At 37.6% G+C, this 21297-nt stretch carries 10 protein-coding genes and 1 tRNA gene; 6 read left to right on the top strand and 5 right to left on the bottom strand.

The window, feature by feature from the left end; translation table 11 throughout:
* Positions 1-76 (top strand) — tRNA-Glu (locus tag ACY10D_RS03585).
* 45 nt (positions 77-121) lie between these two features.
* Here the strand turns inward: ACY10D_RS03585 and iglJ are convergent.
* From iglJ to tssB, 5 genes are all read right to left on the bottom strand, one after another.
* Complete coding sequence (gene iglJ / locus ACY10D_RS03590; RefSeq protein WP_486999407.1) at positions 122-910, bottom strand: type VI secretion system baseplate protein IglJ; 789 nt, start codon at positions 908-910, stop codon at positions 122-124.
* A gap of 9 nt (positions 911-919) precedes the next feature.
* A complete protein-coding gene (gene tssK, locus ACY10D_RS03595; protein ID WP_486999408.1) occupies positions 920-2095 on the bottom strand; it encodes a type VI secretion system baseplate subunit TssK in 1176 nt (391 codons plus the stop codon).
* 152 nt (positions 2096-2247) lie between these two features.
* A complete protein-coding gene (gene iglC / locus ACY10D_RS03600) occupies positions 2248-2916 on the bottom strand; it encodes a type VI secretion system tube protein IglC (RefSeq protein WP_486999409.1) in 669 nt (222 codons plus the stop codon).
* A 51-nt stretch (positions 2917-2967) separates the two neighbouring features.
* Positions 2968-4518 carry a type VI secretion system contractile sheath large subunit gene (gene tssC / locus ACY10D_RS03605; RefSeq protein WP_486999410.1) on the bottom strand — a complete coding sequence of 517 codons (1551 nt, stop codon included), beginning with the start codon at positions 4516-4518 and terminating at the stop codon, positions 2968-2970.
* Between the two features lie 12 nt (positions 4519-4530).
* On the bottom strand, positions 4531-5100 hold the full coding sequence (gene tssB, locus ACY10D_RS03610; RefSeq protein ID WP_486999411.1) for a type VI secretion system contractile sheath small subunit: 570 nt from the start codon (positions 5098-5100) through the stop codon (positions 4531-4533).
* Between the two features lie 442 nt (positions 5101-5542).
* Here tssB and ACY10D_RS03615 point away from each other — a divergent pair, with 442 nt between their 5' ends.
* The 5 genes from ACY10D_RS03615 (at position 5543) to ACY10D_RS03635 (ending at position 21128) form a co-directional block, all read left to right on the top strand.
* Positions 5543-6334: a hypothetical protein gene (locus tag ACY10D_RS03615; protein ID WP_486999412.1), complete on the top strand. Its 792-nt coding sequence runs from the start codon at positions 5543-5545 to the stop codon at positions 6332-6334.
* Between the two features lie 111 nt (positions 6335-6445).
* Positions 6446-10513 (top strand): hypothetical protein, encoded by a 4068-nt coding sequence (locus ACY10D_RS03620; RefSeq protein WP_486999413.1) that lies wholly within the window; start codon positions 6446-6448, stop codon positions 10511-10513.
* Between the two features lie 38 nt (positions 10514-10551).
* A complete protein-coding gene (locus ACY10D_RS03625; RefSeq protein ID WP_486999414.1) occupies positions 10552-15093 on the top strand; it encodes a hypothetical protein in 4542 nt (1513 codons plus the stop codon).
* A 9-nt stretch (positions 15094-15102) separates the two neighbouring features.
* Positions 15103-17748, top strand: a complete 2646-nt coding sequence (locus ACY10D_RS03630) for a hypothetical protein (RefSeq protein WP_486999415.1) — start codon at positions 15103-15105, stop codon at positions 17746-17748.
* The gene (locus ACY10D_RS03635) at positions 17745-21128 is read left to right on the top strand and encodes a hypothetical protein (protein WP_486999416.1); all 3384 of its coding nucleotides are present in this window, start codon (positions 17745-17747) and stop codon (positions 21126-21128) included. Before ACY10D_RS03630 ends, ACY10D_RS03635 begins: the two co-directional genes overlap by 4 nt.
* The last annotated feature ends 169 nt before the right edge of the window (positions 21129-21297 follow it).

The following is a 21297-nucleotide window of genomic DNA, read 5'->3' on the forward strand; positions in this document are numbered from 1 at the left end:
GTCCCCATCGTCTAGAGGCCTAGGACACCGCCCTTTCACGGCGGTAACAGGGGTTCGAATCCCCTTGGGGACGCCATAATTTAAAAGGTCGCGTAAGCGGCCTTTTTTATTTGTGTGGATTTTAGAGTTGTGTGCGGAAAATTGAATTAAGCGTATCCTGGCCACAAGCAATCGGTAAAAAGGACTTATGATCAATTTCATTGAGTTTAATGGTTAAATCAATCGTAACGAGATGTTGCATTTTTTGGAAATACGGATTGTTGTTAATTATTTTTTGAATGCTTTCGATAATATGTTGATTAAATCGTGGTACGCTAATGACCATCTTAAGGAATGCTTTGGTTGTGCTTTTAAGTCCTTGTAGATAACAGGCATTCAAGTAACTGGTTTGATTGATGTAATAGGGTTTTAACGTGTGCAGACATTGCTTAGATTGAACGCTGAAGCTTACACAATACTCTGATAACTCATATTGTAAACTAGTGACAAGTGTAGCGACTGACAAGCTATTGGTATCATGCTCGTAATAAAGCACTTGACCGTTTTGATAGCTACTGTCATAAATCTGATTAAACTCAGGATACAGCCCATAAAAATAATGATGCAGGAGCAAAGATGTCCCTTGATTAAGGGTGTTGATAATTTGCATTTGATCATTTTTATCCGCGAGGCTGTAGTAATGTTGAAGGCCTGCAAAAATAGTGAGTTTAGAGAGGTTAATCATCACAAAGATGTCATGGTCACTGGCATAAACATCTTCAATTAGATGATTGCTCGGTGTAATTGAAAAGTTTGCCACAAAACAGACATGTTGTGCGCTAATATTATAGTAGTGGATTAACTCGAGTAGCTCGGCAATATTAACTAAGCGTTTGAGCCGGTGATAGCGATCAATAAATGCCTTAATCATAATCGAGCATTAACGGTAGTAGATAAAAAATTGATAGGTCTCATTTTTAGTATTGGCTTGAAAAATGAGGTTTTTTTCGCTTAGGATATAATCCCATTCTTGTCCTGGTGATAGGCGATAAGTTTTATATAGCAATGGATTATTTAATTGATGTATTCCGCTATCTGGCATGTATTCTAGTTGCACACCTGATAGCGACATTTGATTGATATGTTTATTGCGTGAAATTGCTGAGATTTTAATGAATTTTGGATTAAGATCAATGCTTTCAACGCTAGGCTTCTTAACGACCAAAAAGAATTGTTTTGCTGAGAGGAAATCACTCGCTAAGTGTGAGGCTGTGAAATATTCCCCCTCAAGTTTTAGCTCAATAAATTGCTGCTTAATAGGTTTGTTTAAGAATGCCTCAAGTGTGTTAAATAAACTTTGAAAGCATTTATGTGGAGCATAAAACTCAAAAGGCATGTGCAGAGTGTTTTTTTGGAAAACTTGATGCTCATCAGGTAGTAAAAAACATAGCTCTTTTAAGGGGGTATATAACTCAAAGGGGTGGTAATGGATGGCACGTTGCGTAATAGATTGTAGTTTATCCTCAAGTTTAAACAGCATTAAGCTTAATAATGGATATAAATGGGATTTGTGCTGATAATGTTGGATAAGGTGTTTAAGTGAAATAAGAATTTTCTCTAGCCGATGTAAAATCGGCAGGAAAGTTGTGCTATTGCAACTTAAAAGTGGCGGGGTGAACTCAGAAAGTTTCCAACCCTCACTGCTAAGGTGCAGCTCGCAAATTTTGATACTATGCGCGGCACTTGGGTCACTTGCAAATGACAAGTGAAAATAAGGGCGCAAAGTCGGGATATCAGCGATATGCGTTTGATGTGTAACATTCACAAAAATAGATGCTTTGGTATCATCATGATCCGTTAGCGAAAGATGTAAGGCGTTATGTTGTGGCGAAAGTCCAAAGAATAAACGGGTTTGTGTGTATACTGCAAGCTCATCAACCTTAAGCTCGCCCACACTAAGAAGCTTGGTATCAAGTTTTAAGCTAAGTATGCCATATTGCATTTGATAGGGTAACTGTAGCGCTTGCGCGACATATTGATGCCCCAGCATATCTTGCGTGATGAAATATTTAGCACTTAATAATGCGCCATCTTGCCAATGAACTTTTGTTGCCATACTTTACCTTTTTATAGTTTATGAAGGGTATGCTAAGTAATGATGTATAAATAAGTTGCATCAGCTAGTACCTCTTCCTTTATGGGATTGCTCGTGCAGCTTAGGCTGTGTGGGTGCGGTGTGAATGCAACTTATTTATTCTAGATTTATTACTAACCAGCTGTAGAAGCCGCCTCATCAATACTCAATAAGCCGTATTGACCTTTTTCAGTACTTTCTCCATGCACAACATCTAATGCTGCCTTAGAAAAATTAGCCTTATCGATCATAACACCAGTGATCCTTAAGATGTAGTAATCAGCGGCTGCAGTTGAGCCACCTAGGAAGCCATATTGTTGGAAATCAATATTAAACGCTGAGTTTTCAACAGGAACTAAAGGAAGTTCGGAAAGATCAACAATTATGTCCCATTTATCATCGTTTTTATATTCTTGAGAGGCATTGGTTTTACCAAACTTGATTGAAGCATCTTTAGCTTCAGACTTCTTAACAGAAGAAATAAGCCCTTCTAATGTGGTTTTCATTTTTGGACTAATTGGTAAGCCAATAGTCATTTCAAGACTTGCTTTCATTTGTGGACCAGATAAATGAAACTCAATCAGATTGCAAGCAGCCGTTGGGCTTGTGACATCATTTAAGTTTTGACCACCATCAATGGCAAATAAAAATTTTCCTATGTCTTGCCCTAAGATCGTTAATGAATCAAACCAGATACGTGGTTTAGAGTGACTGCCTGCAAAGTCAGCTTCGCCAAGTGTGAAGCTCAGTGGTTTGGCATCTAGGACAACGGATCTTGCTACTTTAGGTTCGATACTTGCCATTTTAAAACTCCTTGTTTATGAGTGGTTGGGAAATAGTATTTAATAATGTAATTACTCACCTTCGCCTTCAGCTTCTGCTGTGGCAAAAAGACCTGGATCAAGACGTGTATCAATCTTTAAGGTTGTATCCATGCCTTCAAATTGAATATGTGGTAATACCGTGATATTACACTTATACCAGCCCGCTTTGCCTGGAATCTGAGTTACCTGAATGTCAGCGGCTCTAAATGGATATTTTGCCATCTCAAGTGCAGTTGGTTGGAAAACTGTGGTGACATAGCGACCAAGCCATTTTGATAATTGCTCTTGGATGATCTCAGTACTGGTGACACTACCGATTTTATCGCGAATAACACATTTAATATAATGTGCAATGCGTGAAATACATAAAGTATAGGAAAGGTTAGCCACGAGTTGTGAGTTCATTGAGTCAAAGTCATCGACAAATTCTTCAACACGTTTGATTGAATTAACACTAAAGAAGCAGGCATTTGCTGTGCCTTTCTCCTCAATAATAGGGATAACACCAATATTTGCTAATGACAGCTCCATATAATCAGGTAATGAAATGTTTAAAGCGGAACGTTGTTCATCAAATCCGCGAATGTTATAAACTGGTGCAATGAGCTCTTTGATGTAGCCACCGTTTTCAGGGCCGCGAATGTATTGGAACCAACCACTTTCAGCAAAAGAGCGCATGACATTTTTGGTAAACAACAATGATGAGCTACCCCAGAGATAGGTATCATTTGATTCGTAATTATTAACCTGCTCAACAAAGTTATTCATACGGCTATCAGCAACGGGACTGTTCACTGGATGATATGGTTGACGTAAGATGAAGTCACCTAGGCATAAGCCAATGTAGGCAGCTTGATCCGTCTTGCGAAAGGCATTCCAGTCGCGATAGCGGGGGTGCTCAAGCAATGTTTCAAAGCTTTTGATCTGTTTGAGCTCAGCAATGTCATCAACCCCAAAAAACTGTGGATTAATCGCAGAGATAAATGGTGCGTGTGCGCTCTCAGCAACCATCCCCATCCCGGTTAACCAAGTGATATCATCCATGCTGTTTTTGAAATCATATAATCCCATCAATAAACCATATGGTTCACCACCATATTGGTCATATTCAGAGACATAAACTTTTTTGAATAGTTCACTGCTTGAGATATCATACAGATTGCGTTCAAAGTCGTATTGCAACTCTTCCTGAGTAACATCAAGTATTGCAACATCGATGTTATCATAATCATGCTGCATGACTTCTTTGAGTTGTAACCATTGATTCTCTATATAGCGAAACTCAGGGTGCAATAAGATACTGTTAACTTGCTCTTCGATGATTTGATTGATGCGCTCGATCGCACGCTGAACATAGATTTTATTGTAATTGACTATGTCATCATTATTTGCCAAGATCAGTGCAAGTGCCGCAATATTTCTCGAGTAGTAATCATCCGCAATATTGGCAACGGCATTAATGTCCTCTTTAATATTGGCATTTATTTTTTCAATACTAGTGCTTTGCTCTTCTTGTGAGCCGCCAAACATTGAGAAAATACTTGCCAAGGCATTTTGTTCTACAGTGCTTGTTTCAGACATTTTATGTTCTCCTTAACCATTTTGCTGTGGATTTTCTTCACCAGAGACAACTTCACCTTCAATCGCACCATCATCAATTTTGGCAAGGTTATAGTGATCTAAATTGGGAATCTCTTTTTTCAAGGATTCAAGCGTTTGCTTATCTGAAAAAATACCGTCAATGGTTTTTTTCAATGTGCGATTGTTATCAATGTCTTTTTCAAATGAAGATAACATTTCTTTTAACTGGAGAAGCGCATTCAATTCAGGTACTTTTTTGGCAATGCGATCAGGCTGAAAATCTGCCATTGATGTGAATTTATAATTAATATCAATCATTGGTGATTTCGCAGGGTTGATGCTATTGGGAACACGCATATTTGCAGTGATTTCCATATCTTTGAGTGTGGCGTTAAGCCCATTTTTAATTACGCGAACATCACGATCTTCAAATGGGAGTTTGGCATCTTTTGATTTGCCTTTGGATAAATCGCCCATCACGAGAACGCGATATGGGAGTTCTTTTTTCTTTGCCTCGCCTTTAACACGCGTGTCGTATTGAATCATCAATCTTGATTTTGGAAGTTTTTTATTTACAGCCATGTTATCCGTTCCTTTTTAATACGCTTATGGTTGATTATATGCTGAGAATATTTCCTATCAGCACTCGGATTTTTACTAGAAATTCAATTTTCTGGTTAGTTATTTGGCCGGATCAATGTAACCTGTTGATTTATGATTAGTCAATAGATAGAGGCAAAAAATGCAAATTTATTTTTTGAGCGATTTTATAGGTTTTTTTGAAAAAATAACATTCATCTGCTGATTTATATGAATTCTATGCATGGTTGAGTGATGAGTTTAGTAAATTAGACAAATTTTGTTTTCTTTATTTTCAAAAAATGCTTTAAATTGACTTGACCTGATTGTTTGTTTATCGATAGATTATTTATTAGGAAATGGCAAATAATATACCCACCGTAAATCATTTTGCGATAGATATATTAGCTTGAGTTTTGGAGTAACTAACCTACAGGGATAATGGATGATGTTTGGAATGCCTTTTTCAGTTGCAAGTTTTTCACCAGTTGCCAAACTGGGCTATCAAGCTTTGCAGGAAGCGTATAAAAGCTATGCTTCAATCGAAGATGTTAATGATAATAGCAAGGTTGAGGATGTTTCACTTATTGTTGTTGATCCGCAGATTGTGCAGCAATATGTTAATTTCTTTGATGATAAAATTGGTGAGATTCGAGAAGGATTAAAGGGGAGCGTCAATAAGATCGAAAGCCATGATCTGCAATGTCGCATGCAGTTTGGTAGTGAAAACTCAAAAGAGGCGCATAAATTCTTAGCTGAAAGCTGGGGTTTACGTGAAACATCCAAAAAAATATGGGGCTATCTATCAGGTAAGCGCGTGTTTTTAACCGATGGTATTGCGCCCTATAAACTAGCGATTGCCTCTAAGAGTGGCCGTATTGATAACGGTTCAAACTTTTTTGAACTGGATGATGTAAAACGTGATCTTATTATGGTGTTTGCAGATTTGGTTACTTTTTTGCAAGTGCACACGGCAAGCTCACTAGATCCAAAGAAACTCTCTGATGCACAAACCGATGCTGATATCTCGACTATGGTCAATAAAAGCGGCACGGTTTATACCTTTGTATCTTTGGATATTGTCTTGTTATTTATCATGACCAATCATCTTTATAGTATTCTCAATATGACGCATTATCTTTATCAAAATGGTAATTTAGTCTATCCAACCTTGTATGCGCATATCGACCATTTAAACGAATATATCACATCAATCGCTATTCCACTTTTAGAGTAAAAGCAAGAACAAAATTTACAAGAGCGTTCTGAGTCCTTTCGTAATGCCACTTCACATTTGGTCAGTGTGCTTAAGGAAAGTCAAAATATCCATATGCAGAAGATGTCGACCATGCTAAGTCGCATAGGAGATAAACAGGTTAATGAAGTTTCTTATATGAATGCCGCCCCTACCGCAGGAATTGCCAGTTTCTTGGCAAAGAAATCCTACAGCAATATCGCTTCAAGTATGGGTAATGTCAAAGCATTTGTGACTGATGTTGCTGAGCAAAAAGGACATTATGACCAGATGCAAAAAGTGATTGCGCAAAATAAGGCAGCCATTGAAGCATCGAAGCAAATGATAAAAGAGAAGCCTAATGATAAGACGCTCAAAGTCTTTGGCGGTAATTTTGGTCATACGATGTTAGGTGGTGCTGACTTAGGTGGCAAGTTTAAAAAAGCCATTCCACCCTTTGAGGTGGCACGTTTGTCACAGTCATATTTCCAAAGTGTTTTGTACAAAGTGGAAACTTCAGCACCAACGGCCATGCTTAAACATATACACGAATCGATGCCGTTGATGAATTATTATTTTGATCTAGTGCGCCCCATTTTACGTCTAATGTTTAGCTATAATGATATTTCACTTAATAGCAGTATGCTAAATACCTTTATTGGTAGCTTATACCTTAAGATGTTTACCTATTATGATGCTTTTTTTACCGAGGTTAAGGGCAAAACCGCTGTTGATGAAAAACTCAATGGTTTAATGGGTAAAGACTATGTCAATACTGCAGTGAGTATTACTTTGGAAAAAGTAGCAGAATCAGATCCTGTAAAACATAAAATTGTTGCTATTAGTTATTCAGATATAAGTATCACAACAGAGAAAGAGATTGCTCAATTATTATTTGGCAGCACACAGCAAAAAATGCCTGAGATGGCATATCTTGAGTGCTCTGGAAAAGTTGTCTTAAAATTAAAACTAAACGAATTATTTGATGAGCTGCAAGATCCAGAACAAATCCCAATTGTTCAGGCGTGGGTCGATAAGGTATTGATGATCAAAGCGATTGCTGCCAAACAGGGTGCACCTTTAATGCAGGCAGCAATTGAGGTTTCTGAAGACGCCGATGCCAAGGGCTTTGGTGATGATGTGGCTGCTATTTTAAAGAGAGAGAAGTGTGAAGAAGTGTATAAGCATTTTGCTGAAAATGCGGATGATTTAGAAAAAGTCATTGCCAGTTGCTTTCCACTTGAAATGCCTATGTTACAATTTCTGTTTAGAAAACGCAGTGCAGTCAGTCAGTCATCACTAGCCATCAGTGGTGTCACACCTTTTTATTTATTGCTGGATTATAGCTATAGCATGGTTGTGCACTCCTTCGTTGTACACTACGCGCGTGAATCAATGGATAAGGCAAATCAGGCGATTAAAAAGCATCTTTATGTAAAGGATGAGGAAAAGGCAAAAGATACAAACATTGAAAAACGTTTAGAAAAATTAATTCAAGAGTACTTAAAGCGTTATCAAAAATGCTTTTCACAAAAAGAGCTTGATGAAATATTAGAAGGTAATCCTGTTAATCAGGTCATAAAGGCCATTGCCGCTTCAGCAAAAGATGCCTTACTGCCAACCATGGCATTGATACTCGCAACCATGATGTCATTATTTGAGCGTTTGGTTTTACTTGATATCGGTAAACGCTCAGCAAGTAGTATGATTAAACAATATGGCAGCATGATTTTTCATAATGAAGCGTTTAGAGGCAGTTTGAAAAAGCTTTATGAAGATGAGCGAAGTATCGCGCAAGTATTAGAAGCTATTACTTATCAGCTGTTACCTGAGCTTGAACAGTATGCTGATACGGTCAATAGTCATTATTGGCTAAGTGGATTAAAGAAAATCTATAACAGTGTGCGCCCGCAAATGATGACTTTATCGGATTCACTATATAAACATGGGCAGATGGCAGTTGATTATTTGGATAAAGCCAGTGTTTACCTTAAAGATGGGCAAAAAGTTGAGATTAAGCAAAAAGCCTATTTAACTTTGCTTAGCAATATCCATGAATTCTTAAAGCAGCAAGTGCAAACAGTGCCTTATAACGCCAAAGGTGAAAAATTTGAATATGATACATTTGTACAATCAGCGATTATAAAAAGAGATCAAATCACAGAGGATGTTGATAAACAGAAACGTGCCTTACTTGATAAGGTATCGGAATATTCAAAATCCAAAGCGTATCCATTAGAAACGAAAATGTTCTTTTACAGCATGTTAAGAGGTGGTGGCTGGAGCTTGTTTAGCACGCACCCCATTCCATCGGATGAGTTTTTGTTATCAAGTGTTGATAGTGAGCTTTTAATGTATTCCTTTTTGGATGATAAGTATCAGAAAATACTTTCAGAGTCAAAAATCACATATGACGTACCACGAGAAATGTTTGCGGATTTGAATAACCAAATTATTAAAGGTTATCAGCTCAATAATGTGATGGACTGGTGTTTACTGGAAGCAGTTCACCATGGACGAAGGGGGCGAACTGAAGTCAGTGATTTTGAAAAATCAATCATTTGGCTACAATTTCTACCAGAGGACAAGAACCCGCTGCGCGTGTCGCTTTTAAAGCAAATTGAGATTATTCAACAGTTGTTTTTAAGCTTTAAACATTATGATAAGACTCAGAAAAAAACAATTACGGCGGCACTTCTTTATGCAATTTTGCAGAATGATGAGCTTTATAAAAACATTCAGCCATTAGCCGGTGTGCAGTTAGATACGGATTCGGATGCGCAGTATAATCTTATCTTTGACAAGGTTATGGGTGCCTTTGAATATGATCAAGCAAGCATGCCTGCAACAATGTATTTCATTGTATGCACATTGTATTCATTGATTAGTTTTGAGGTTGAAGGTTCTAGCTTCAGATCAGATTTCTTAAAATTAATTCAAGCCAATAAAGCTTGGTTAACGGAGGATGAACAAGCTTCATTGATGTATGTATCACAAGATTGTGATTTTTCAATGCTAGTTTTTATTAGCCAACAAATTGAGTTTAGTATTGCCTCTATTCAGAAGGTTATTCATCAGGCTTTTGATGATTTTAAAATGCTTTTTAAAAATGAAAAACTTAAACAGTCATTGGCTGAAAACATTAAAAAAGTGGCTCAAGGGAGTGTTAAGCGATTAAAAGGTCATTTGTATGATAGCTCGTTATATCTTCAGTCAAGACGTGTGTTTTGCATACTAAAAGCACAAGGTGCGACCACAGAAAAATCTAAATCAGGAGAGATGGGGACAAAACGGCATGCTAGTTTTTTTGAATTTGTTAAGAAAGATGCCATGTCTAAATTAACAGCTCCTCAATTTGTAACGGCTGGAAATTTCAACTGGTCAACAGAACGTTTCTTAAAAGAAGACTATGTTCCAATGTCACGAATAAAAGTAAGTGATATTATGAAGTGCAACTTTGTGAATCCTCAAGATAGCAGAAGTATAATAAGTGATCGCTATGATATTGCATTTAGCATGTTGTCATATCCTGCAGTATACGCATTAATCAAGCGAGAGGTGAATAAGCTTTTAGCGCTAATAGATCCACAAAAACCAATAGTGAAGACTTTGCCTGTTCATACAAGTGCTATTACCTTGGCAGTTACTATTGTTATGATGTCCTATGTTGCTAAGAGCTCTTATGTTTTTGATACAATTACTGAAGTAGATGCTGATACATTAAGTCAGAAAATCTTAACATTAAAAGGTTTTCTACCCCAAGACTTTTGTATTCTTTATACTGAGTATGAGGAGATTTATTTACGCTTTATTGAATGTACGCATGAAGATGATACATTGGTGAAGTTTCAAGACTCAGATACGATGACAAAAGATAAAGAAGCGCATCTACGAGCAATGCAGCGATTGATGGATGATGGGTGTTTTACGATGCTTAAAAATAAAGGAGAAGATGTATTTTCTGAAAATGGAAAATATGGAAATTGTTATGATAGTCCAGTGACTGGGATGGGAAAAAACTCTAATTGGAAAAAAGAATGGGAGTTAGTTGATCTATATGACGAACAAGCATTAATCCGTTTATATGATGACTCCGATTGGATGTTAAAAGCAGATCCACAGCTACGCATTAAGAAACTGCAAGCGTATGTCGCAGATTTTGAAAAAGCATTAAAGCAGTAGACTAATAGCAGAAAAAATAGACAAAAAGGAGTTTGAGCATGGGCTTAATTAGCGGTGCAGTACAATTAGCGACATTAGCCTCAAATGCAGGTAAGGTGATCGATGGCTACAATGAGGTGCAAAAGCGTTTAAGTGCCAGTGAGGATATTGAAACCCAACTGGCGGTTGCTGATTATGATACGGTGGTGATTGTTGCAAAGCCGGCGCAAGCGCAAGCTTATCGTGATTTCTTTAATGATAAAAAACTAGCACTTAAGAATATGGTCAGCTCTGGCTATAACGAGCGCGCTTTCGATGTCGCCGTTAAAATGGGCGCGCAAGTTAGTAAAGAGCAGTTTGACAAAGTACAGGAAAAAACCTCCTTTTGGCAAAAGACAAAAATTCGTTTTGCAGATTGGTTCCAAGGCAAAAATGCTTATATTACCGATTGCTTAAATCCACGGATGTTAAAAAATGTGCTGACATTTAATTATGAAAACCTAGAAAGTGATAACTTAAAGCTGATTGCCAAAGTGCTAGAGTCCCTCTATCACGAATATGTTTCTTATTATGAATGGTTGGCAATGAATGAGGATGCCAAAAAAGTCACACAAGAAGATGATGAGAAACTGTATGCTGGATGCTACTACTCCGAGCAGAAAAAGCTGTGGATCATCCATGATGAGAACTTATGGAAAACAGCGGTAATTGTGACACACTTGGTTAAGATCTTAACCTGTCCAAATGTACAGTGTCATAATGACAAAACGCTTGTTTCAGGCAGCTTTGGTATTGCTAGTATTGTGCCTATTGCGCTTTATCATATGCATTTCTTAAATGAGTTTTTACAAAAAGAGTATCGACGTCCTGAGCATGATCAAGAGATTAAAGATAAACGCCAAAAGCTTGCAAATGATGCCAAAGCGGTTGTTGAAAAGCTTTCAAAGACAACATCCAAAGGCACCTTGGTCAAAAAAATGGCGGATTATGCCAGCAATCGTGAAGCCTCGGCAATTACTGATACCGAGGTGGCAAACTTACTAAATATTAAAGCACTACAACTTATTAGTGATAGCTTAAAAAAGTCTCAGCAAGCTTCAAAAAGTGGGGTTTTGGGCAGCTTTAAAGAAAGTGAAGCCGTGGTTGAGTTTCAAACACAGTTTGATGAAGTATCTAAGGATTTGGTTCAGGCACAGAAAGCACATGCTGAATCCGTCAAAGCGATTCACGATTTGCAGAAGTCAGCGCAACAGTGTGATGTGTTTGTCGATAGTGCATCACTGGGTAATTTGTTTGGTATTTTAAAGAATAAGCGCCAGACGGTGATATCAAGCTATTTTAAGTTACATGATTTTCAAGGGCATTTACGTGTTTTCCAAGACTATATTGTTGCGGTTGAAAGCTTTGCACAAAAGAGCTTGCCCAGTGATCAAGTGTCATTAATGCTTGCTGATAAATCACTTGAATATCTTGTCAAAAATCTGCCATTTCAATTATCAACGATTATTTTCCCAAGTTATCCTGTGATTGATAATGGCATCTTTATTACCACCTGCAAAGAAAAATACTTTCAACAAATGACCTCATCAAGCTTTGAGTTTTTAATGGTTGAAGAGGATAAGTTAACAACCGCGGATGTGGATAAATTAGATCAAGTAACTGATGCGTTAAAATTAGTAACAATTGAATATGTAGCGCAAAAAAATACTCTGACATTAACTCATAATCAAACTGCTAAAATTCCCCAAGTTAAAGAGCTGGTGATAAATTACCAGTTAGATCAAAAAGAGGAAATTAAAGGCAAGAAAACACTCAATGAATTGTTGGGCTGCTTTGCGCCTGAAAGTAAAGATCTATTTGCACAATTTATCCAAGCACGGCATGAGGCTTTAGAAGGATTAAAAGGCTTTCTAAAAGAAATTGAAGCGGCATTTTTAACAAAAGAAAAAGTCATTAGTGTTGATGCGAGCCAGAACTATCGTGAGGCATGCTATGGACAGATGACGGCATTTATTAATGAGTTTGTATTTGGCATTAATCAGTCACATATCAAGCAAGTGTCTGAATTAACGATGCAGATGTTTTCAGCCTCTTATCCAGAACAGATGCCTTTTTTACAGCACATGTTTAGAACGCGCATGGGCTTACTAAACGAGTTTGCTAAGTTTAGTAGCTATGACATGGTGGTGCATTGGCAATTAGCACACAGTATGCTGTATTTCTCAACCCAAGAGTTATATGGTAAAGGGGCGATTGAACGCGGTGAAATTGCACAAGAAGATCTTAAAGCAAAACTATTTGATTATTTTCAAGGTAAGACACCTAATGTTGGTGAGGCGGATTTGTTTTTGGATCAAAAAACTGCATTGATTGAACAGATTGCTAGTTTAAGAGCAAGTGAGACAGACTTTCGTTTTCTGATTTCGCTATGTGTTGCAGCTTTAATGGTTGAATATGATCATTTGGTTCAGCTTTATTTAGTGCAGCAAGCGCTAAGACAGCTTGTTGGGCTTTATGGTGAAGAGTTTATTAGAACAGGTAGTTTTCAGCAGATTATTGCCAACTTCACTAAAGTATTGTCTGAAGTTTATAAGAAGTTTGAGGATAGTTCGCGTGCATTAACCAAAAGTATCGATGCATGGAAAGAGGCTTTGCAAAAAGATGCAACGCGTGTCAAGGTGCATGGTAATAGCTACCAAGCAGCTCGTAAAATTAGCAAATTAAGAGAGCGCTTAGATGTTTATAAGGAGTTGGTGACCAAAACCAATGAGCAGGTGAAAGCTATTGAAGGTGCGCAGGAATGGGCAAAAGCCCCAGGCTATACTGGTTTCTGCCAAGCCTTTGTTGAGGATAGTAAGGCTCAAATCTATGCGCCACAATTAGAAGAGAATCTAGATACATTTTATGATGCGAATGTGATCAAAGCCGCCAGTACTTTGAAAGATAAGCGCTACAAAGATTTCCAAGATTCAATGCACGCCTATTTAGAACAAGGTGCCAAGATCTTAAAAGATTTGCGCCTTGATAATCAACAGCCAAAGCTTGTCAGTATGGTTGTTGAGGATCAATTAACGGAAATTGCACTAGGGCAGAAACTGGGCAGCAGACCTTATAACTTTACTGCTGTGGCACAAGATGTTGCTGCAGCTCAGGACATTCCAAGTCAAATCATGAATGGATTCAACGCTGAGAGTAAAGCGTATATTTATATGCAACTGGTATTATCTAGCAGTAGCTCAACCTTGAAAAATAACGTGAATATACGTCAGTTAGTATCTTTTGTCATTAATACCGAAGACATGGTGAATCTCTATGGTTTATTTAGTCAACTCAATGAGCTAATGCTTAAGATGTATGCTCATGGTATTGGTGATAAGCCGATTTATCAGGGTGATAGCAAAGATAAAGTGCTATCAGCGCGAATGAAGGCTACCTTAGGGGAAGGAACAGCGCAAAGCCGCTATGCCCAGTTATGTAATACCGAGTCAAATGTTTCTTTGAGTGAGTTTATCGCTAAATATTTAGACCTTATCTCTGTGAGTGAATTTAAAAACCAAGAGAAAGAAAGGTTATTAAATGATGACAGTGTTAGCTTTTACACGGTTGCGGCTGAAATTATGCATGCTTTATTGCAAGCCTATGTCAAGGTTGCGATCAATATTGAATATGCAAAACGCAGCAGAAACTTCAGTGGCAGTGAGCAAAACCAACTAAGCGTCTGGGCAGATGATGTGATGACTAAATTACAGATCAAGCGTTTTGATGATAATGGTGATGTGCGTTATCAAGGGTTCTCGCCAGTGTATAAAGTGGATGATCTAAAAGTAAGCTTATTATTAAAGGCAATGCTATCAAATACCAGTGAGCGCCAAAAGGAAGCCGTTGGCAGTCTAAGCACACAGCGCACAACAATACAATTAGCCGTAGAAGAGCAGCTAAAAAACACACAAGCACAATTTTTAGCACATATTTATAATTTAACAGGTTCAGCGGCAGGCAGAAAAGATCGTCAGTATAATGCGCTTATCACGAGGAAAACCACACGCAGTGGTCAACGTAAAACGCCGGTTTATATGAATATTCTTACGAGTATGGAGTCTAATACAAGCTTGCGTGCACTATCAAACTACACATTTAAGTCAAGTCATCATATGCTTGATAAGCAGACTTTTACTCAAGATAGTATTGTTGAAATTGAAAAGTATAGACTGCTCAAAGGGGTGATGATTGATCCGAAATCGCAGCGAGAAATCGCCTTTCAAAGCTTTGGTGGTTTTGATCAAGATGTCATGGAGTATTTGTCACAGCCTAAATCAAGTATTGACGAGCCTGCCTATGCCAATAAGAAAAACACATGGTTGGCAGTCAGAGGTGTATTTGATGAAGGAAAAAAACAGGCATTACTTGCGCAAGCATATTTGATTCTTGATGAACCTGCTAAGTTACAAAGTTTAATTGATGCGTATCAGACAAGTGGTCAATTTGATTTGGTGTTGTTAGATGGCTCTGCAGTGACTTCCGTTACTGATGCGAGCAAAAAAGATCCTAATAGCCATGAATTTTATCCCAAACGTCAATTTAAACAATCAGTGGCAATATAAGGAAGAAGTATGGGTGCGGCAACAATAGATGAAAGCACAGTGCTTGATGATGAGAGTAAAAGTACAGTAGAACAAGGGCAAAAGACATCTGAAACGAAAGATATTAATGTGCAATTGGCAGACATCTTAGCCGAAGTTTTGCCGAATTTAAGCTTAAGTTCAGAGCGTTTTTCCTATATCTCACATGCGTTACTGGATGTATTAACCATTGCTGTGATTGATGAGTTAAACGATCAGAGTATTGATAAATTAAAGCTATTGCATCAAAAGATTCTAGGCTTAATCAAAGCCAAACAAAAACCTGGGTTTCGTCAAAGTATTGCTTATGCCCGTGTGCTTGATTTATTATCTGCCGGTGTGCTATCACGCTATGTGATACGCCCTTTTAAGGTGTATTTTGAAAAATTGACTTTTATTAATCTATTGGATGAGATCCTAGAGACAAATTTTCAAAATACATCGAACATGCTTGAGAATGCACGTTTAATGTTGGATGAGCTTGAGACTTTATTGGTTGAAGAAGTGCTATTGCAACTTGATGGTGTGGATATTTTTAAATTTAAGCAGGTGGTGAATAAACTATCACGCTTTTTCGCACTTAGCATTGTCAGTAAAAACGAGTCACGCAAATTGTTCGCACTTCTACAAACCAAGATTCGTCCAGTGATTGGATATGACCCGTTTATCGTTGAGCAAGTTATCACGATTGAGCTTAATCCATTAGATGAAAACCTAGCAACAAAGCCATTAACATTAGTCAGTAACAAGTATCAAAATCAAACAGAAAAGTCACAGTTTAAAGGTTTGATGTTGGCTAATTATCATATTACCGAGCTGGATCTTGAGCTTAAACGCTATGGTTTTGATGGTATGCTTAAGTTTCAAATTTCATATGATGATGGCGTGCATCCAGATTATGCATTTTTGTATCAGAATGTTCCGTTATCAATGGCGATTACATTAGAGAATACCTATGTTTTTGACGATCCTGATAAGAAAAACACCAAGTATCAGACTAAGCTGCAATTACAAGCAATTGCTTCTATGACAAATGATGAACATTTGCATTTTGCCGATCCTTTGGTTGAACAAAATATTGATAAGCAAACGAGTAAAATTGCCTCGATGCTGCCGTTTTTCAGCTTGAAATTTAGCGATCCTCTAAAGGCATTCTGGTCACAACATCAACCTATTTATGTTGATTTTGATAAATCATATATCGATGTGTTTAATGACAATAATTTCTTCCAAAGTTGGGTGCAGATTGATGCAGCCAAATGCAAAAAACTTGCAACCAAGCAAAAACAAATAATGGTATCCGCTTACGCACGTAGTTTCTATGATTATTTTATCGAGGCTTTGGATCATTACAGTGTTTATTTGGTGTATGACTATAGCAAACTCACAAAGGGCAAAAGCAGCTATGTTTTATATGATGCACTAACCAGTGACTGGCAAAAAAAGCCAGAGGGCAAGGGCACATTAACCTCAAAAGATTTATTTCAAATCGATCATGCACACTGCCAAGTACAGCCACTATGGTCAAAAATACAGAATATGATGAATCTAGCTGATATGAATACGGATAGAAAATCCTTGGCAAAAATTTATAATGAAAAACAGCCATTAATCAAAAGTTTTACACTTGATCGTGTTCAATTCGTTGAGGATCCGAAGATCTACACCAATGCCGAGCAAAAGATTACAAATGATTTGCAAAGCATGTTGGCTTGTGTGGCTAAATTTCATGTGAATTTGCGTGAGCTTATGCCTTTTTTCCCGATAACACCAGGTTATGACTTGATCGCTTTGGATAAAACACAATGGCAAAACACCTTTGTCGGGCAAAGCACAGCAGTGATCTTAAGCATCCAACGTTTTCAATTTGTGCAGAATAGGGCAACGATCGAGTTTGTAAAGCGTAAATTAACCGAGCAAAATTATGAATCAGAAACGGACAAGGATCGCTATGAGAAGATCACGATGATTGGCTCATCTGCGGGCATTACTCATTTTGTGCAGCTTCAAAGTCAATGGTTGGATCAAAGTGCTAAGGCAAATGATTTACCTCAATATCAATCGTTTGTGACATTTCAAGCACAAGGGGTGATCACAATTGGTAAAGATGTTGATGATAGTGTCAAATATGCTTATAAGCTTTATAAAGGCCAGTCTGAAACTGAAAGCTCGTTTGCTGACGATCAAGGTACGAAACTCACTGATTATGTCTATGCCAAGCAAAGCGAGAACTTATTAAGCTATGCGTGTAATTTGCCAAAATCTCTTTATAAAGATCCGAGTAAATCTGCACCACTGTATGTACCAGTAGCAGGCTTTAGCGTTACAGCAAATACATTTAATCTATTACGAAATGGTGATGTTGTGTTATTGCAGTTTAACTCGGCAGAAACCGTCAAAATTAAATCCGTTAAACTAAATACAGCAACGATTGAAGATAAAGCATCACAAAAAATAGCACAGCAAACACTCTATGGTGCACAACAAGAATGTGCACTTAGTTATACCCAAGACGCGAATGATCAACAATTTAACTTAAAACAATCAACAAAAAATGGCGAGGGGACTAACGCCTTAGCATTTAGTGATAAACAGGGGATTATATTAAGCTTTAGTGATGAAAAGGAGTCAAAATGAGTCTATTAACCAGTAAATATGCCGTTATGCTTTTTGGCACAATGGGTGTGGCTGCTTTTTTGGTCTTTATTGTTTGGTTGATCAAGACCTTAAAGACTGAAAAAAGCAAGGCAACGTCAATGTTTGGTCGCTTGAAAAAAGCAGCACCGAAAGCCAAGAAAAATAAAAACCCATATGCAGACGCTCAGCTAAATATTCAAAAGCAGGCAAAGCATTCATTTTGGCCATCCTTTTTATGTGTTTATGAAGGCAATATGGAGCATGCCTTGACGTATCTTGGTGGTTTGATTGATTTAGATGCCTTTGAGATTACTATTATTGATGCGAATCAATCGATCATCGTTGGGCATGGCAAGGTGATTGTTGTGATTACCTTAGAAAGTACCAAGCAATTAAATGTCCCGTTGTTTAATGGTTTTTTGAATAAGCTTTATCATCGTGGTGCAATTCAATTACCTGTCGTGCTGCTAAAGGCGACAAGTAATGACTTTATCTCTAGTCAGTTTGCGATGTTTCAAAAGTTTATGGCACAAATGCCATTATTCTCACATGGGAATTATCAGATACATTTATCGGTTGCCGATTTTGCGCTGGATGAAGAAATAGAAGCACTTTTTGATTTGTTGAAACATGACACTAAGATAAGCTTTGAAGCGCCAAGCTCTGCTGAGGAGATTAAAACAACCTTGGATGACGAATTTGCCATTATCCGTCATCGAATTTCAGTGAAGTTGAGTGATTTAAATAATCATACGGCTGAAGTTCAGCGTGCGCTAACGGCAGCTTATCAAATTGAGCGTGCGACTTTGCCAGCAATACAATTAGTCTCTGAGTTAACGCAAGGCGCTTATGGCCAAGTGCCTGCCAAAGCGATTCATCTTGATTTTGGTATACATGCTAGAAACTATCACAGTACGTTCTTTGATTTTGGCTCCAAAGCGTATAAAAATGCATTAAAACCAAGGCATGTATTAGTACCTGCGGCAGTATTTATTTCGGCATTCTTTAGTACGGTGTTTGCCTATAATGCCTATCAACAATATGAGTTTAGTGAATTTATTCAATTGAAGCGTCCTTTTGTGCCATTAGATACAATGGAAACAGAGGCAGCCGCTAAGACTTATGAGCAATGGGTGAGCTATTATCGCAGTCAATTATTATTGCCTTTTTTATATAATGCGCATGGTAATAAAACACTAAACCGCTTATATGCTAATTATTTGTATGAAAACGTACTATTACCGAAAATATATCAAACAGAAGACTATCTACATAAGGCAATTTATCTATCACTTATTGCCAGTACTAATTCAAGTAAAGTTGCAGATGTATTAAAAGATAATTTATCTCTTATTTCTTTGATTACTGGATTGTCTTCTGAGCAGTTAGGCATTGTTTATCGTTATGGCAGTAACAACAGCAAACTGGTTTCACATATTCCGAGCAATCTGTATAACGCAGAATCTGATGACTCTAAAATCATAAATTCAGCAAGCACTATTGGTTCAGGTAAGATGTTGAGCACTTTTTTTGATGGTGATTACTTTCATGCGACGAATGATCAGTTAAAAGAGTATATCAGTCGCAATGTGATTACTCATCAAGAGGTGTGTTTATTACAGCAAGTTGTGCCAGATATGTTAACTAACGATGTGCTTAATAATAATTCAGGCGTTAGCAAGTTCTTGGCAAAATTAGGCAGCGCTTTACCGCAGGATCAGTCTTATTGTAACGGCAGCACGGCATTGATTGATCTGCAAAACCTTATTCCAGCTACGCAAAATAATATCACAAGCTTTGCAGATATTGTTGAGCAAATGTTTCACTATAACGATAAAGTGAATGCCTTCTTTAGTAAGCGTTCAGTCGATCAATCAAAAGAGCAGGTGTGGAAGCGCATTTTATTGAGTGCTGAGCTTAACTCTATTTTGGTCAGTGTGCTTAATCGCAATCAAAATACAATCAGTTTGCTCGATGACAATGATTACTATAAATACACTTTCAAAACGGTCTTCTCGCGTAACGTAACCGCCGTGTCATTAGTCTATTCAAAAAACACGTTGATCAACTCGGTATTACCGCTATTAAAGCGCTATGAGAGTTTGGTGAAATTACTGCAGCAATACAATATCAACTATGGCGCATTTGATCGTTTGGAAAAGGGGGCATTAACACATTATGCCAGTCAATACGTGCAGATGTTGAATCAAGTATTGGAAAATTCTTTGCCAACCAAGGTGTCGATTGATAACTTGCAGATGTTTTTGATTGATATTACTTCGGATAATACGCCATTTAGCAATATGCTTGATTATATCAAGACCAATACAAGCTTTGGGAAAGGGGAAACGCTGCCTGCTGAGCTGCAAATTATCCCAAATAATTTCGCACGATTAAATGAGTTTGTAGCGTCTCCAAAATATCAAGATTATAAGCAAGTATTGTCATCCATTAGTAATAATCTCTATCAACGTAATCGTGAAAATTACACTCGTTTATATGAAGAGATCAATTCAACCAAAGAAGATTCATTATTAGCTAAGCTCAATGGTTTAATCGACGCCTTAGGTGTGCCAAATAATGAGGCATATCAATTACTTAAAGTGCCCGAGAGTATCATTCGCTTGAGTGTTGCGCAGTATCTTATTACTGATTTGAAACAGCAATGGGATCTTGATATTGTGCCAAAAATTGCACTTGTAAAAAGTAAATTCCCATTGGATTTAGGCTCCAGTAGTATTATTAGCTCAGATGCATTAAATGACATGTTTGGACCTAAAGGTACTGTTTATAATGAGATGTATTCACTACTTAAAGGCTTTATTCATTTAGATGCGATTAGTGGCATTTGGCAAGTTGATAATAATTTAACCCAAGAGCAGCAAAAAACGCTTGTGAGCTATATTGATTCATTTAATTACTTCTATCGTTTGCAAAGTGATTTATGGACAACAGATGGCAAGCCGCGAGCGGTGGATATGTTTGTAGCAGCAACACCTTTTAAACAGGTTTCCCTAGATGGCATTAGCAAAATGGTGCTGTCATTTATGCAAATTGGTAGCAAGGATCGTGTATTGGGCTTAGATACCTATGACCAAAGCAATCACCCGGTTGTTTATGATTGGCAACTGCAACCAACCGTATCCATTGGCTGGTTAAGTAACAGCAATGTAACTTATCAAAAAACCTATCAGGGTGAGTGGGCAGTCTTTAAGATGTTGGCGGATGCTAATTGCAATAGTGATTGGTTGTGCAGCTGGAAGATTAGTAGTGATAACAGTAAGGTAGCCCCATTTGTCGTGAGCTTTCAGTTAAAGTCAGACATTTTGCAACTGGTTAAGTATCAACAAGACAATAATGCGGATAATTTTCAGGCGTAGATTATGATTTATAAACACCCCACCTCGCAAGCTCGGCACCCCTCTTGAGAAGAGGGGAATACGGCAATGCCCCTTGTTATTCCCTTCTTCTTAAGCATAGGTTTATAGGGATCTTTTTGTAAGTGGGTTTTAAAATGGTTGAGTTAAAGATAAGATGAATAAAATCACA

Source organism: Cysteiniphilum sp. (genome assembly GCF_057495195.1).